The 13,886-nt window shown below is 58.4% G+C and carries 14 protein-coding genes; 10 read left to right on the top strand and 4 right to left on the bottom strand.

Annotation, left to right across the window (positions count from 1 at the left end; genetic code table 11):
• Position 1 precedes the first annotated feature (1 nt).
• The 5 genes from ACJJU9_RS10305 (at position 2) to ACJJU9_RS10285 (ending at position 4,573) form a co-directional block, all read left to right on the top strand.
• Positions 2–1,582, top strand: a complete 1,581-nt coding sequence (locus ACJJU9_RS10305) for an ABC transporter ATP-binding protein (protein ID WP_407730639.1) — start codon at positions 2–4, stop codon at positions 1,580–1,582.
• 181 nt (positions 1,583–1,763) lie between these two features.
• Positions 1,764–2,570 (top strand): ABC transporter substrate-binding protein, encoded by an 807-nt coding sequence (locus ACJJU9_RS10300; RefSeq protein ID WP_123748840.1) that lies wholly within the window; start codon positions 1,764–1,766, stop codon positions 2,568–2,570.
• Positions 2,571–2,644: 74 nt separating this feature from the next.
• Positions 2,645–3,373, top strand: coding sequence for an amino acid ABC transporter permease (locus ACJJU9_RS10295; RefSeq protein ID WP_153374376.1), 729 nt, complete (start codon positions 2,645–2,647; stop codon positions 3,371–3,373).
• Between the two features lie 3 nt (positions 3,374–3,376).
• Positions 3,377–4,060 (top strand): amino acid ABC transporter permease, encoded by a 684-nt coding sequence (locus ACJJU9_RS10290; protein WP_153335774.1) that lies wholly within the window; start codon positions 3,377–3,379, stop codon positions 4,058–4,060.
• Positions 4,061–4,201: 141 nt separating this feature from the next.
• Positions 4,202–4,573 (top strand): hypothetical protein, encoded by a 372-nt coding sequence (locus tag ACJJU9_RS10285; protein ID WP_407730638.1) that lies wholly within the window; start codon positions 4,202–4,204, stop codon positions 4,571–4,573.
• Positions 4,574–4,884: 311 nt separating this feature from the next.
• On the opposite strand, the gene ACJJU9_RS10280 is transcribed toward ACJJU9_RS10285, so the two are convergent.
• The 4 genes from ACJJU9_RS10280 to ACJJU9_RS10265 all read right to left on the bottom strand — a co-directional run bounded on the left by ACJJU9_RS10280 (position 4,885) and on the right by ACJJU9_RS10265 (position 9,452).
• A complete protein-coding gene (locus ACJJU9_RS10280; protein ID WP_407730637.1) occupies positions 4,885–5,238 on the bottom strand; it encodes a DUF3325 domain-containing protein in 354 nt (117 codons plus the stop codon).
• Position 5,239: 1 nt separating this feature from the next.
• The gene (locus ACJJU9_RS10275; RefSeq protein WP_407730636.1) at positions 5,240–6,778 is read right to left on the bottom strand and encodes a PepSY-associated TM helix domain-containing protein; all 1,539 of its coding nucleotides are present in this window, start codon (positions 6,776–6,778) and stop codon (positions 5,240–5,242) included.
• Positions 6,775–7,065 (bottom strand): hypothetical protein, encoded by a 291-nt coding sequence (locus ACJJU9_RS10270; RefSeq protein WP_048369950.1) that lies wholly within the window; start codon positions 7,063–7,065, stop codon positions 6,775–6,777. Before ACJJU9_RS10270 ends, ACJJU9_RS10275 begins: the two co-directional genes overlap by 4 nt.
• A 128-nt stretch (positions 7,066–7,193) precedes the next feature.
• Entirely contained in the window at positions 7,194–9,452 is a 2,259-nt protein-coding gene (locus ACJJU9_RS10265) for a TonB-dependent siderophore receptor (RefSeq protein WP_153392347.1), read from the bottom strand.
• Between the two features lie 314 nt (positions 9,453–9,766).
• Here ACJJU9_RS10265 and ACJJU9_RS10260 point away from each other — a divergent pair, with 314 nt between their 5' ends.
• From ACJJU9_RS10260 to ACJJU9_RS10240, 5 genes are all read left to right on the top strand, one after another.
• Entirely contained in the window at positions 9,767–10,108 is a 342-nt protein-coding gene (locus ACJJU9_RS10260; protein WP_407730635.1) for an FKBP-type peptidyl-prolyl cis-trans isomerase, read from the top strand.
• Positions 10,109–10,165: 57 nt separating this feature from the next.
• Complete coding sequence (locus ACJJU9_RS10255; RefSeq protein ID WP_407730977.1) at positions 10,166–11,260, top strand: DUF1615 domain-containing protein; 1,095 nt, start codon at positions 10,166–10,168, stop codon at positions 11,258–11,260.
• A gap of 93 nt (positions 11,261–11,353) precedes the next feature.
• Positions 11,354–11,755 (top strand): MbcA/ParS/Xre antitoxin family protein, encoded by a 402-nt coding sequence (locus ACJJU9_RS10250; RefSeq protein ID WP_048369946.1) that lies wholly within the window; start codon positions 11,354–11,356, stop codon positions 11,753–11,755.
• Positions 11,755–12,444 carry an RES family NAD+ phosphorylase gene (locus tag ACJJU9_RS10245; protein WP_194287806.1) on the top strand — a complete coding sequence of 230 codons (690 nt, stop codon included), beginning with the start codon at positions 11,755–11,757 and terminating at the stop codon, positions 12,442–12,444. Before ACJJU9_RS10250 ends, ACJJU9_RS10245 begins: the two co-directional genes overlap by 1 nt.
• 151 nt (positions 12,445–12,595) lie before the next feature.
• Entirely contained in the window at positions 12,596–13,879 is a 1,284-nt protein-coding gene (locus tag ACJJU9_RS10240; RefSeq protein ID WP_407730634.1) for an NAD(P)/FAD-dependent oxidoreductase, read from the top strand.
• Positions 13,880–13,886 lie beyond the last annotated feature (7 nt).

Below are 13,886 nucleotides of genomic sequence, written 5' to 3'. Positions count from 1 at the left end.
GATGAACGACACATTGATTGAAATACGTGACCTGCGCGTCGGCTTTGCCGGGCGTGAAGTGGTGCACGGCATCAACCTGGATATTAACCGGGGTGAGTGTCTGGCGCTGGTGGGCGAATCGGGCTCGGGCAAGTCGGTGACGGCGCACTCGATCCTGCGCCTGTTACCGGGCAAGAGTGTGGAAACCCAGGGCTGCATTCGCTACAACGGCACCGACCTGGTGAACGCCAGCGACAGCCAGTTGCGCAGCCTGCGCGGCAATCGCATCGCGATGATTTTCCAGGAGCCGATGACCTCGCTCAACCCCCTGCACACGGTTGAAAAGCAAATCAGTGAAGTGCTGATCACCCACAAAGGCCTGAAAAAACGCGCCGCCCGCGAACGCACCCTGGAACTGCTGACCCTGGTGGGCATTCGCGATCCGCACAAACGCCTTAATGCGTATCCGCATCAGCTGTCTGGCGGCCAGCGCCAGCGGGTGATGATCGCCATGGCGCTGGCCAACGAACCTGAACTGTTGATCGCCGACGAGCCGACCACCGCGCTGGACGTCACCGTGCAGCAGAAGATTCTTGAACTGCTGATCGACCTGCAACAGCGCCTGGGCATGTCGTTATTGCTGATCAGCCACGACCTCAACCTGGTGCGCAAAATCGCCCAGCGCGTGTGCGTGATGCGCGGCGGTGAAATTGTCGAACAGGCCACCTGCGAAGCGTTGTTCCGTGCCCCGCAACACCCCTATAGCCGCATGCTGATCGAGGCCGAACCCAGCGGCAGCCCGGTGCCCTGCGATTACCGGCACAACCTGCTGGAAGTCGACGATTTGAAAGTCTGGTTTCCCCTGCCCAAGCCCCTGTTCAGCCGCGAGCGGCATTACGTCAAGGCCGTGGACGGGGTCAGTTTTGAGCTGAAAAAAGGCAAGACCCTGGGCATTGTTGGCGAGTCCGGCTCGGGCAAATCGACCTTGGGCCAGGCGATCTTGCGGTTGGTGGAGTCTGAGGGCGACATCCGTTTTGGCAACAAACAGCTCAACCTGCTTAATCAGGACCTGCTGCGTCCGTTGCGTCGGCAAATGCAGGTGGTGTTCCAGGACCCCTTCGGCAGCTTGAGCCCGCGCATGTCGGTGCAGCAGATCATCAGCGAGGGTTTGCTGGCTCACGACATCGGCACCGAACAAGAGCGTGAAGCCGCGGTGATTCGCGTGCTGCAAGAGGTGGGGCTCGACCCTGAGAGTCGCCACCGCTACCCGCACGAATTCTCGGGCGGCCAGCGCCAGCGCATCTCCATCGCCCGGGCGCTGATCATGGAACCGGCCCTGATCCTGCTCGACGAACCGACCTCGGCACTGGACCGCACCGTGCAAAAACAAGTGGTGGATTTACTCCGTGACTTGCAGGCCCGGCATGGCCTGACCTACCTGTTTATCAGCCACGACCTGGCGGTGGTGCATGCACTGGCCCACGACATGATCGTGATCAAGGACGGCAAAGTGGTGGAACAAGGTGACGCGCAAACCCTGTTCGACAACCCGCAACACCCGTACACCCGCGAGCTGCTACAAGCCAGCAGTGTGACCGCCTGACCCACCCTGTAGGAGCGAGCTTGCCTCGCGATCTTTTGATCTTTTAAAAGATCGCGAGGCAAGCTCGCTCCTACAGGCATATAAGTAAACGGAATATTTAAATCGTTTTATATTCTTTTTTAAAAGCACATTTTCCTGCAAGACTCTCGTCATAAATCTTCTAACTCATGATGAGAACGAAATGAAAAAACTCACTGCCCTCACCGCGCTGACATTGGCTGTTTTGTCGGGCCTGGCCCACGCTGATCGTCTGGATGACATCAAAAAGTCCGGCGTACTGCGCGTGGCTTCGTTTGACAGCAACCCGCCATTCGGTTTTGTGGACGCTAAAAGCAAGCAAATCGAAGGTCTGGACGTGGACTACGCCAAGGCCATCGCCGACAAACTGGGCGTGAAACTGCAACTGCAACCGACCAACCCGGCCAACCGCGTTCCGCTGTTGCTCTCCAACAAGGTCGACCTGGTACTGGCCAACTTCACCATCACCCCTGAACGCGCCGAGCAGGTGAACTTCAGCATTCCGTACTTCGCCTCGGGCCAGCAATTTATCGTCAAAAAAGGCACCCTTAAATCCGAGGATGACCTGAACAAATGGCGCGTCGGCGTCGACAAAGGCACGGTCAACGAAGGCGTGCTGCGCGAGAAATTCCCGGGCGCCAAAGTGATTGCCTACGATGACACCCCGTTCGCTTTCACCGCCCTGCGCAATGGCAACGTCCAGGCGATTACCCAGGACGGCCCAAAACTGATCGGTTTGCTGGCCAATGTGCCGGACAAAGACAAGTACGAAGTGCCGCCGTTCACCATTTCCAATGACTTGATCGGCGTGGGCATTCCAAAAGGCGAGCAAGGTCTGACCGACGTGGTCAACCAAACCCTCACCGAGCTTGAAGCCAAAGGCCAGGCGCAAAAAATTTATGACACCTGGTTCGGCCCGAACACCAAAACCCCGCTGACCCGCCTGTACAAAATCGGCGACAAGAGCTAAGTCGCGCTAGCAACACTGAATAACCCGTCACGGACAACCGGACGGGTTTGTTTGTTTCTGGATGGACGTTGTTTATGTTCGGTGAACTGCTTGCCCCGCAATACCTGCACTGGCTGTTCGATGGTTTTGTTCTCACCCTGATCCTTTCGCTGTTGACCTGCCTGGTAGCCACCGGGCTGGGGTTTGTGCTGTGCCTGGCGAGGATCTCGCCCTCGCGCCTCTGGTCATGGCCCGCACGGGCATATCTGGCGCTGTTTCGTAATACGCCGCTGCTGGTGCAGCTGTTTTTCTGGTACTTCGGGGTTACGGCGATGCTGCCCGAAGGCTTGGTGGTGTGGCTTAACCAGCCGCGCAGTCTGGACCTGGGTCTGTTCGAGCTTGAATGGCCGTCCTTTGAGTTTCTTGCCGGTTTCTGGGGCCTGATGCTCTACACCGCGGCATTTATTTGCGAGGAGTTCCGCGCAGGCGTCAGTTCGGTGCGCCTTGAGCAACGTGCCGCCGGGTTGGCGCTGGGCTTCAAACCGGCACAAGTGTGGCGTTACATCGTCTTCCCGCAAGCCCTGCGCACCGCACTGGGGCCCCTGCTGGGGCAATACATGAATGCCCTGAAAAACTCGTCGCTGACCATGGCCATCGGCTTGGCGGAGCTGTCTTATGCGTCGCGTCAGGTCGAGACCGAAACCTTCAAGACCTTCCAGGCCTTTGGTTTCGCCACGTTGCTGTATGTGTTGAGCATCGCCCTGCTTGAAGTCATCGGGCAGTTGATTGCGCGCAGCAAGTGGTATCGGCAGGGAGTGCTCTAAGCCATGGACTTTTCGGTAATTAGCGACAACTTGTCGTACTTCTTGATCGGCGCTTACCCCAACGGCCCGCTCGGCGGGGCTGCATTGACGCTAGTGTTAAGCCTGTTTTCGGGAGTGATTTCGGCCATTTTGGGCCTGGTGCTGGGCATTGCCCTGGTGATGATTCGCTCCAGAGTTCGCTGGGTATTGCTCGGCGTACTGGGGTTTTTGCGAGCCATTCCGGTGCTGATGCTGATTTTCTGGAGCTACTTTTTGCTGCCGATTGTGTTCAATGTCGATGTACCGGCATTGGCCACCGTGGTCTGCGCCCTGTCGTTGATTGGCGGCGCCTACCTTGCGCATTCGGTATACGCGGGCATTAGCAGTTTACCGGCGGGGCAATGGGCGGCGGGTAAAGCGTTGGGGCTGGGCACATGGCAAGTGTTGCGCTTGATCATCCTGCCGCAGGCATTGCCGATGATGCTGCCTTCATTCCTCAACCAATGGATTTCACTGATCAAGGACACGTCGCTGGCGTACGTGATTGGCGTGGGGGAGCTGTCGTTTGTGGCGACCCAGGTCAGCAACCGGGTAATGGTGCACCCGACCGAGATCTACCTGTTTGTCGCGCTGGTGTACTTCGTCTTTTGCAGCAGCCTGGACCTGATTGCCAACCGGCTGATCAAGCCCAAGGCCCAGCCTCGATAACTGCTGTTACAACGTGCCATAACTATGTACCGCAAACACACGACCAATAAGCGTTCCAATAGGTCATCGAAAGGTTTTAGCCGGCCGAATTTCTCACAGCATGAAGCTGGATAGGCCGGCTGTAATAAAAGGAGTTTTACCTTGAACATGATCGACAACAATGACGCTCCCGTGGTGGCTGGCAAAGCAGGCGCTGGCGCCTACAACGCTCAGGTGCGCGATTTTCTTAATGAACGACTCAAGCAGCACGGGACCGACTGCGAGCAACTCTACATCACCACGGTTCACAGTGTGATCGAACCCAAAGTGACGTTCAGTCAAGACTTGCTTGCACTGGGCAATGACACCCTGGAGTGGGAGACCGTGCAAGCCCATGCCGAAGGTCTGGTGGGTATTTTCAGCAAGCACTGGACATTCGAAGAAGAGCACATATTCAGCGAACTGAGCGTCCCTGATGTTGAAGCGCTCATGCACGAACTGCTGGCAGAAGCCCGGAACAAATGGTTTGCCTGATCTAGACGCGTAGCGCTGCACACCCCCCTGTAGGGGTTGCCGCCCCGTCTTCGACGCCGCGCTGTCGCGCAGCAAACAGGTCACTGTAGTCGCTGACGAGGTACGAAGGCTGCGATCGGCTTCGATCGGTTACGATCGGCTGCTTGCAGCCGTAAAACCATCCACCTTGTGGCTAGGCATGCCCTCACCACAAGCCTTGAACGTCATCAATCAGGGGCATGCTTAAGCACTCCGCTAAATGACCAAAAACTGAGTCTGTTTGACTCAAGAGATTCGGTCATTTAGCGGGGCTGCCTACCTGTCAAAAATACCTAAACAGACCAACGGTAAAGGCTTAACATTTCGATCACCGCCCACAGCGGGACGAACCCTAGCGGTAACCACACCGCCAGCCGTGCGCGGTACGGCAACAACATCAGCAACGCAAAGCCACTGAGCGAGATCAGACCAAACCAGCCAATGGGACCCATTGCCCAGCCCCAGGCCATGCCGCAAAAATAGAAGCTCACAGCCAGACTCAACCACCCTGCCCCGCGCAAGGTGCGACGCAACCCGGCTGACGGCGGTTTGTTCCAGACGTGCTTGTAATGGCGCTCAAGCCCTTGGCACAGGGCAAGCATGCCGATATAGGCAAAGGCCCAGGCCGCAATGTAATTTGCCAGCATCTCAGTTCACCTCCGCCAGCACCGTTGCCTTTTTACGCGGCACCCGCTCAACTTGCGGTTGCGAGACTTTCCAGCACGCCCACAACAACACGCCACCCAGAGCCATGGTGGTGAGTTCAACGCCCATGCGGCTGTGCAACGCCCACGAATGATCAACGGTCAGCAGACTCACCAGCGGCAAGCTCAGGCACATCACCCCCGCCAGTCCCAGTTGCTCACGCCAGGCGTGCATGCGCGGGCGCAGCAATGCATGCACCAGGGTCAAGGCCCACACCCCAAAGAACACCGTCAGCTCCGCATCCGGGCGCTCAGCCATGCCCACCGGCAACAGGTGATTGCCCCACAGGTAAGCGATACAGGCCAGGCTCAAGCCCGCCATCACCGTGACGTTGACGGCCTCGATCACCCGGTAAAGCACTTGGGCTACCCGGCCTTCGCTGGCGTATTTACGGCGCCGTTTAACGGTGAACAGCACCAGCCCGGTGGCGATCATGGCGCTGCTGATTAACCCGCAAATGAAGTACACCCAGCGCATCGGGTAACCGCCGAACTGCGCAAAGTGCATACCGGAAATTACCCGGTGCGTGAGCACCGAAGCGCGCATCTCAGTCGGCCCGGACAGTTGCTCACCCGTGACCCCGTCAAACCGCATGCCGCCACCTTTAATCAGGGCAATGCGGTTGCCCAGAATCGGCCGGATCTGAATCTCGGCGTTGCTCATGCCAGGGTTGGTAATGCTCACACCGCTCAGCGGCCCCATAACGTCGCGGGCTTTTGCCAGCAATGGCCCGATGGCCACCAGCGGTGCCGGTTCGGCCCGCGCCGGGCGTTTGGCCTCGACCACCGCAGGCGCAGGGTCCTGGGCCTTGAAAAACGCGTCGCGACTGCCATCAAACAGCGCGTCCATGGCCGCTGGCATGTAGATCACCAGGAAAATAGCCAGCCCGCTGTAGGTAATCATCAGGTGAAACGGCAGCAACAGAACGGCGCTGGCGTTGTGCGCGTCAAGCCACGAGCGCTGGCCTTTGGCCGGGCGAAAGGTGAAGAACTCCTTGAAGAATTTTTTGTGGATCACGATGCCGCTGATCAACGCCGCCAGCATGCCCATGGCCAACGCACCGACCACATAAATCCCGAGCATGCCGGGCATGAACAGGGTGAAGTGGAACAGGAAAAAGAAGCGCCCGCCCGATGACTCGCGTACTGGTAAGACTTCACCGGTGTTGGGGTCCAGGGTCACCGACACGCCGTCGCGACGCCCGCCGGTCGAAGCGCGCAGCTCGGGCGAGCGGTCATCGGGCAGGCTCACGCCCCATTGCTTGGCGTCAGGGCTATGCTGACGCAAGTAGCTTAAGCCATGCTCAACGGCCTGTTCGTCCGTCAAGTGGTGGGCGGGCAGCTCCGGGTGCATCCAGTTGTCGATCTCTTGATCGAACACCGCCAGGCTGCCGGTCAGAAAAATCGCAAACAACAACCAGCCTACGATCAGTCCACCCCAAGTGTGCAACCAGGCCAGAGATTGGGTGATGGTCTGTTTCATCCGAGTCGCTCCAGCAGTTGCGGCCAAAAACCGATCGCGGCCAATGGCAGCGCCAGCACGGCCCCCATCCAGGCCGACCACTGATGACGCGCCATAAAGGCCCACAAAATGGCGCAGGTATAGATGGCGAACGACAACAGGCTGGCGACCAGCATTGAGTCCACGTTGTCCATTGGCAACAGCCGCGCCAGCGCCGCCGTAAAGGCATAGGTAAACACATAGCCGCCCACCATGGCGGCCAGTGCGCGAGACAGAATCGGCAGCCATGCCGACGATGCAAGTTTCATCTGTTCAATCCTTCATCAGCCCCAGCCACGGTTTTGCCAGAGCCTAATGTGACAACGGCGCGACACCTTTCAAGGATGTCGCGCCTGTTATTGCCTGCACCCAAACAGCGGTCAGGCCAATGGTGTGATCAGAACGAGGTGGTCACCGACGCAAAGTAGGCACGGCCCGCTTCGTTGTAGGTCTGGGCGCCTGCTTCGTCAGCGTTACCCTTGCGGTACAGCTGCTTGTCGAGCAGGTTGTTGATGCCCACCCGCACGCTTAGATTTTTGTTGAACTCATAGCCGCTGCTCAGCCCCACCAGACCATACGGGTCAACCGACTGCTGCACCGATTTGTCCAGTGACTCGTTGGCGCGCATGTTGTATTTGGGCGCCTTCTGCTCGCCGTAGTACGTGCCGCTGACCTGGAACGAAAGCTGTTCGGTGGCGTACCAGTCCAAAGTGGTGTTGAGCGTGTACTTGGGAATGATGCTCAGTGGTTCGCCGGTTTTCTTGTCTTTGCTGTCGATCATGTAGGTCAGGTTGGTGTTCCAGTCCAGGTCCTTGCGCAGGTTGACGAACAGGTTGCCCTCAACCCCTTGCACGATGGCCTTGCCGCTGTTTTCCCACTGCAATACACGACGGCCGTTGGGCAGGCGGAACGCGGATTCGTTGCTGGCATTGATCTTGTTCTGGTAGTCGTTACGGAAGTACGTCGCGCTGGTGCGCCAGCTGCCTTTGTCAAACGCCAGACCGATCTCTTTGTTGATGCTGATTTCCGGTTTGAGGTCCGGGTTACCCACCAGGTAGCAACCTCCCAGGTTGACTTCTACCGAGCTGCAACCGTTACCACGGCTGTACAACAGATAGTTGGGGTTGGACTGGTACAGATTCGGGGTTTTGTAGGCCCGGGCAATACCGCCTTTAAGGCTCAGCTCATCAGTGATCTGGTGCGAAGCGTTGAGGCTCGGGCTCCAGTTGCCACCAAACTTGTCGTGGTGGTCGTAGCGCAGGCCCGGCGTAACGATAGTTTTGGACCCGGCTTCGAGGTTGTCTTCTACGTAGAACGCGTAGCTATTGGCGGTGGACTTGGTCTGGGTGCGGTCAGTGCCCGGAATACCCGCAGTACCGTCGGCGCCCGGGTCCCAGCTTTGCGGACGCAACGAGCCCGGATCATTCAGCGATTCGTACAGGTATTCGCCGCCCAGGGTCAGCACCTGATGGGTGTAAAAGTCCAGCGGCAAGTTGGCTTCAGCCTTGGCCCGGGTGTTGCGCAGGCGTGACTGGAAGCTGCCGGCCGACTCAGACGGTGCACCTTCACCGTAGCCCGCCAAGCCTTCGTTCAAACGCGAGTTGCGGGTCAGGTCATGGCTGAGCATGGCCATGGTGGTGCCCCAGTCAAACGAGCCATTGTGGGTGGCCGAAAACATGCTGCGTTGCAGTACCGAGGTTTCTTTGCCGTACAGGCTGTTAACGAAATCCCCCCCGCTGTTGAGCATGGTATCGCCCGCGTAGATATTGCCCTGGCGGCTGTAGCTGGCCTCAAGGTCCAGGGATTGCTCCGGGGTGAACTGCCAGCTCAACAAGCCGTTGACGTCTTTGTTGCGCACGCCTTCTCGGCCTGCTACCACGCTGTCTGCGTAGGCCTGCTCGCTGGTGTTGATGCGCGCGTCATCCGCGTCGGTTTTGCTCAAGCCGCCATACACGCGAAACACCAGGTCGTCGGTGAGCGGGCCGCTGAGGTTGAAGTTGGTGCGCTTGCTGATGCCTTCTGCGCTGTCATCCGGTGACAGGTAGTAGGCCGTCAAAGAGCCGCCGAGCTTGTCGGTCGGGCGCTTGGTGATGATGTTGACCACCCCGCCCATCGCGCCTGAGCCGTAACGGGCAGCTGCCGGGCCGCGGAGGATTTCGATACGCTCCACTTCTTCGGCCGGTACCCAGTTGGTTTCGCCACGGGTATCACGGTCGCCACTCCAGCCATAACGTTGGGCGTTGCGTGAAGAAGACGGCTTGCCGTCGATCAGGATCAACGTGTTTTCCGGACCCATGCCACGCAAGTCAATCTGGCGGTTGTTACCGCGTGCGCCACTGGAACTGTTGCCGGTGAGGTTAACCCCGGGCTCACGACGGATGATGTCGGAAAGATCATTGGCCGGCGGCCGTTTTTTAATGTCTTCAGCGGTAATGATCGACACACCCGGCGCCTGCTTCAGCTCTTCAGCGGCGGTGCCCAATACACGGGTTTCCTCCAGTTGCAGCGCCTGCTTGCTGCCATCTACCGGCAGGTCGCTGGCCTCCACGGGCACTTCATCGCGTTCACGCTCCAGCGCATCGGCGAGCAAGGTCGGTGAAGCCAGTGCGGCCACAATAGCCAGTGAAAATTGACTGCGTTTGAATCGAGACGACATGTCCAGTTGATCCCTTAACAATGGAGTGTGCTCAGCAGGCCAAAAGCTGGAATGGCTGGGCACGATTCCCTCAAAGGATCTCGTCTTGCTTAGCTCACCCCGGCGCTGCCAGGGCGACAATAGTAACCATTCTCAATTGAGAGTAAAGCGCGAATGACAATTACCCTCATTGATAAGTTCCGCAAACCCTTGGTTTTAGAGCCTTGTCCTACGAAAAAAAAATTTAAAAATGATTGCCAAACTGGCCGCACCCTGAGAAAAACCGCGCCATATCAGCTCGCTCCTGCACGTTTTAATTTTTTGAGTCTCGCACCATGAACAATGAACTACAGATCACCGACCTCGCACAGGGCGAAGGCAAAGCTGCCGTCAAAGGCGCCCTGATCACCACGCACTACACCGGCTGGCTCGCAGATGGCACGGTCTTCGACTCCTCCCATGAGCGCGGCAAGCCGTTCCAGTGCGTCATAGGCACTGGCCGCGTCATTAAGGGCTGGGACCAGGGCCTGATGGGGATGAAAGTGGGCGGCAAGCGCAAACTGCAAGTTCCCGCGCACTTGGCCTATGGTGAAAGAAGCATGGGCAAACACATCACACCGAACTCGGACCTCACGTTTGAGATCGAACTGCTGGAAGTGCTGACACGAGACGATTGATACGTCAGCACATCGTTCTATTTTTTGGGGAGTTAAGCGTTAGTGAATCGATTTTTCATGCAGGTATTAACGCTTTCTTTGCCCATTGTGATCGCCGGGTGCAGCAGCCAAAGCACCCAGACGCTACCCGGTCGCACGCCCGAACAGGCGCGTGCGCGGTTGCTTCAACTGCTGCCCGCCAACGTTGCGGATCGCCAGGGCTGGGCCAACGACATTTACACCGCCTTCGCCGCGCAAAAGCTTGAGCCCAACGACGAAAACCTGTGCTCGGTGCTGGCCGTGACTGAGCAAGAGTCGACTTTTCAGGCAGACCCGCCGGTGCCCAACCTGGCAAAAATTGCCCGCAGCGAAATCAATCGGCGCGCGGGCAAACTGCACATCCCGGAATTCGTGGTGCGCAGCGCATTGAACATCACCTCGCCAACGGGCAAAACCTATAACCAGCGTCTTGATGCGGCTCGGACCGAAGGCCAGTTGAGCGCCATCTTCGATGACTTTATCGGCATGGTGCCGTTGGGCAAAAACCTGTTTGGCAGCCTCAACCCGGTGCATACCGGCGGGCCCATGCAGGTCAGCATCGCCTTTGCCGAGAAACACGCCCAGGATTACCCCTACCCGTTACCGGGCACGATTCGTCAGGAGGTCTTTACCCGTCGTGGCGGCATGTACTTTGGTACCGCCCATTTGCTCGGCTACCCGGCCGACTACACGCAATCGCTGTATCGCTTTGCTGACTTCAATGCGGGCTGGTATGCCAGTCGCAATGCCGCCTTTCAGAATGCCGTGAGCCAGGTGTCAGGCATACAACTGGCACTGGATGGCGACGTGACCATCCCCGGCTCTTACGCCGTGGGCTCCACCGAACGCGCTGTTCGCGTGCTGGGCAAGCAACTGGGCTTGAACGATAACCAGATCCGCCAGCAGTTGCTCAAAGGTGACCGCCTTGAATTTGAGCAGACCGAGGTCTATCGCAAAGTCTTTGCCCTTGCCGACCGCCAACAGGCCAAACCGCTGCCCCGCGCCGTGTTGCCGGGCATCACCCTGCAAAGCCCTAAAATCACCCGCAACCTCACCACCGCCTGGTTTGCCCAGCGTGTTGATGAACGCCGACAGCGGTGTATGAACAAGGCCAAGTCGCTGCCCAACACATAAAGCAATGGATTACCCAGTTCACATGCGGATACATTCATTGTAATTATCCAGATACGGTGTAGCCTCCAGGGTATCAACGCCTTGGAGGCCACCATGCATTTAGTCGCCCACAACACCCGGCCCGATATCACCAGCGGTGATGCGGGCCGCGTCGCCCTGACGTTCTTCTTCAATTTGATGGAGCACTGGGGTTGCAGCAAAGATCAGCAATGCACCCTGCTCGGCGCTATCGGCAACACCACGTACTTCAAGTACAAAAAACTGCCGAATGTTCGCCTGCCCCACGACACCCTTGAGCGTATTTCGTACCTGATGGGCGTGCACAAAGCGCTGCGCATCCTGTTCAGCAATCAGCCCGAGCGCGCTTACGAGTGGGTCCACAAAGCCAACAACACCGCGCCATTCAACGGCCAAAGTGCGTTGAGCTACATGCTCGGCGGCCAGGTCGTCGACCTGGCAGATGTGCGCCGCTATCTGGATGGGGTACGGGGCTGATGCCAGACACCCCGTTGTTATCCGTGCTGCCCGAGTGGAACAACGCTTATCGCATCATCAACAGTGCATTCCCGCCCATTTCGGTGTTTGAGGACACCCTTGACCCGGCCGATCTGGACATTGCCTTTGCCCTCGAAAGCCTGACCAATGACCGCCTGCGCGACCAGGCCGGAGCTCTTAACCGCGTGCATCCACACGACCGACTGTGTGGAGAAGGCTCGACCCCGATCATGGCGGCTTTTACCCACATTGGCCGCGCCAGCCGATTCACCGATGGCAGTTACGGGGTTTATTACTGCGCCAACAGCCTTGACGCCGCCATCGCCGAGACCCGCTTTCATCAGGAACAATTCTGGCGCGCCACTCAGCAAGCGAGCATCGAAATCACCCTGCGCACCTACATCAACAGCGTGCTTGAGCCAATGATCGATGTACGCGCCGAACCCGGCTTGCACCACCCTTCCCTGTCCAGTTACGGCACTTCGCAAGCCTTTGCCAAACAACAGCGCGAAGCCTCGGCCTGGGGGCTGCTGTACAACAGCGTGCGGCTTTCCGGCCACGAATGCGTTGCAGTCTTTCGCCCGCCTGCGCTTTCGATTCCACGACAAGGCCCGCATTTTCGCTATGTGTGGGATGACAAAACTCAGACCATCACCTGGGTGCTGCAAGTGAGCGAAGTCACGTTCTGATCACGTCGCTGCAAAACTTGGTAACAGGGGGTTTATTTCACCCTCAAAACTCGCCTATCGTCAGTGCATGGCTGAAGTGGAAAAGCAGGACCGGCGCGGGCGCCTTATTAGCCCCCCTTTCTGCCTTAATCCAATAAAAAACGGAGCCACCATGTCTGAACGTTGCAACTCTTATTACACCGCTACCCTCACCCATGAAACCGATTACCCGACGCTGCAAGGCCAGCACCGGGTTGATGTGGTGATTATTGGCGGCGGTTTTACCGGCGTGGCGACCGCCGTCGAGCTGGCCGAAAAAGGCCTCAAAGTGGCCATTGTCGAGAGCAACAAAATCGGCTGGGGCGCCAGCGGGCGTAATGGCGGACAAGTGACCGGCAGCCTCTCGGGCGATGAAGCGATGCGCAAGCAGATGCGCCGTCGCCTCGGCAGCCAGGTCGATGACTTTATCTGGCACCTGCGTTGGCGCGGGCACGAGATCATCCAGCAGCGGGTCGAAAAATACGGCATCCGCTGCGACCTCAAGCACGGGCACCTGCATGCAGCCTACAAACCCAGCCATATGGAAGGCTTGCGCAAGGACTACGACGAAGCGGTGCGCCGTGGCATGGGCAGTGAAGTGTCGTTGCTCGACCGCAGCCAGGTGCGCGACATTCTGCAAAGTGACCTGTATGACGGCGCAATCAAGAATATGCGCAACATGCACCTGCACCCGCTCAACCTCTGCATTGGCGAGGCCCGCGCAGCCGAAAGCCTTGGCGCGCTGATATTCGAAAACAGTGAAGTGCTGGAAATCATCCACGGCGACACCCCCGGCGTGCGTACGGCCCACGGGCGCATTGACGCCAATCAGGTGCTGCTGGCCGGTGACGTGTACCACAAGCTGGAGCCGGGCAAGCTCAAGGGCAAAATCTTCCCGGCCATGGGCGGGATCGTCACCACCGAACCCCTGGGCGACCTGGCCCGCCAGTTGAACCCCCAAGATCTTGCGGTGTATGACTGCCGCTTCGTGCTCGACTACTACCGCATGACCGCCGATGGCCGCCTGCTGTTTGGTGGCGGCGCCAACTACAGCGGCAAAGACTCGCGCGACATCGCGGGGGAATTACGCCCGTGCATCGAGCAGACCTTCCCGGCACTCAAAGGGGTGAACATCGAGTACCAGTGGAGCTGCGCGATGGGCATCGTGATCAACCGCATCCCGCAACTGGGCAAACTCTCGGACAACGTCTGGTACTGCCAGGGCTACTCGGGGCACGGCATCGCCACCAGCCACATCATGGGCGAAATCATGGGCCGGGCGATCACCGGCCAACTGGAGCAGTTCAACACCTTTGCCGGCTGCCAGCACATCCGCGTGCCCATGGGCGACCTCCTCGGCAACCCGATGCTGGCGGCGGGCATGTGGTACTACCAGATGCTTGAGCGGTTGCGCTGATTAACCT

Source organism: Pseudomonas helleri, assembly GCF_045830615.1.
Classification (GTDB): domain Bacteria; phylum Pseudomonadota; class Gammaproteobacteria; order Pseudomonadales; family Pseudomonadaceae; genus Aquipseudomonas; species Aquipseudomonas helleri.
The sequence above is the reverse complement of the archived record's forward strand: the minus strand, read 5'-3'. Positions and strand labels throughout refer to the sequence as shown.

Excerpts from the sequence above, each read along its gene's own strand:
- ACJJU9_RS10305 (WP_407730639.1), top strand. The coding sequence starts at position 2 with ATGAACGACACATTGATTGAAATACGTGACCTGCGCGTCGGCTTTGCC.
- ACJJU9_RS10300 (WP_123748840.1), top strand. The coding sequence starts at position 1,764 with ATGAAAAAACTCACTGCCCTCACCGCGCTGACATTGGCTGTTTTGTCG.
- ACJJU9_RS10295 (WP_153374376.1), top strand. The coding sequence starts at position 2,645 with ATGTTCGGTGAACTGCTTGCCCCGCAATACCTGCACTGGCTGTTCGAT.
- ACJJU9_RS10290 (WP_153335774.1), top strand. The coding sequence starts at position 3,377 with ATGGACTTTTCGGTAATTAGCGACAACTTGTCGTACTTCTTGATCGGC.
- ACJJU9_RS10280 (WP_407730637.1), bottom strand. The coding sequence starts at position 5,238 with ATGCTGGCAAATTACATTGCGGCCTGGGCCTTTGCCTATATCGGCATG.
- ACJJU9_RS10275 (WP_407730636.1), bottom strand. The coding sequence starts at position 6,778 with ATGAAACAGACCATCACCCAATCTCTGGCCTGGTTGCACACTTGGGGT.
- ACJJU9_RS10270 (WP_048369950.1), bottom strand. The coding sequence starts at position 7,065 with ATGAAACTTGCATCGTCGGCATGGCTGCCGATTCTGTCTCGCGCACTG.
- ACJJU9_RS10265 (WP_153392347.1), bottom strand. The coding sequence starts at position 9,452 with ATGTCGTCTCGATTCAAACGCAGTCAATTTTCACTGGCTATTGTGGCC.
- ACJJU9_RS10260 (WP_407730635.1), top strand. The coding sequence starts at position 9,767 with ATGAACAATGAACTACAGATCACCGACCTCGCACAGGGCGAAGGCAAA.
- ACJJU9_RS10255 (WP_407730977.1), top strand. The coding sequence starts at position 10,166 with ATGCAGGTATTAACGCTTTCTTTGCCCATTGTGATCGCCGGGTGCAGC.
- ACJJU9_RS10250 (WP_048369946.1), top strand. The coding sequence starts at position 11,354 with ATGCATTTAGTCGCCCACAACACCCGGCCCGATATCACCAGCGGTGAT.
- ACJJU9_RS10245 (WP_194287806.1), top strand. The coding sequence starts at position 11,755 with ATGCCAGACACCCCGTTGTTATCCGTGCTGCCCGAGTGGAACAACGCT.
- ACJJU9_RS10240 (WP_407730634.1), top strand. The coding sequence starts at position 12,596 with ATGTCTGAACGTTGCAACTCTTATTACACCGCTACCCTCACCCATGAA.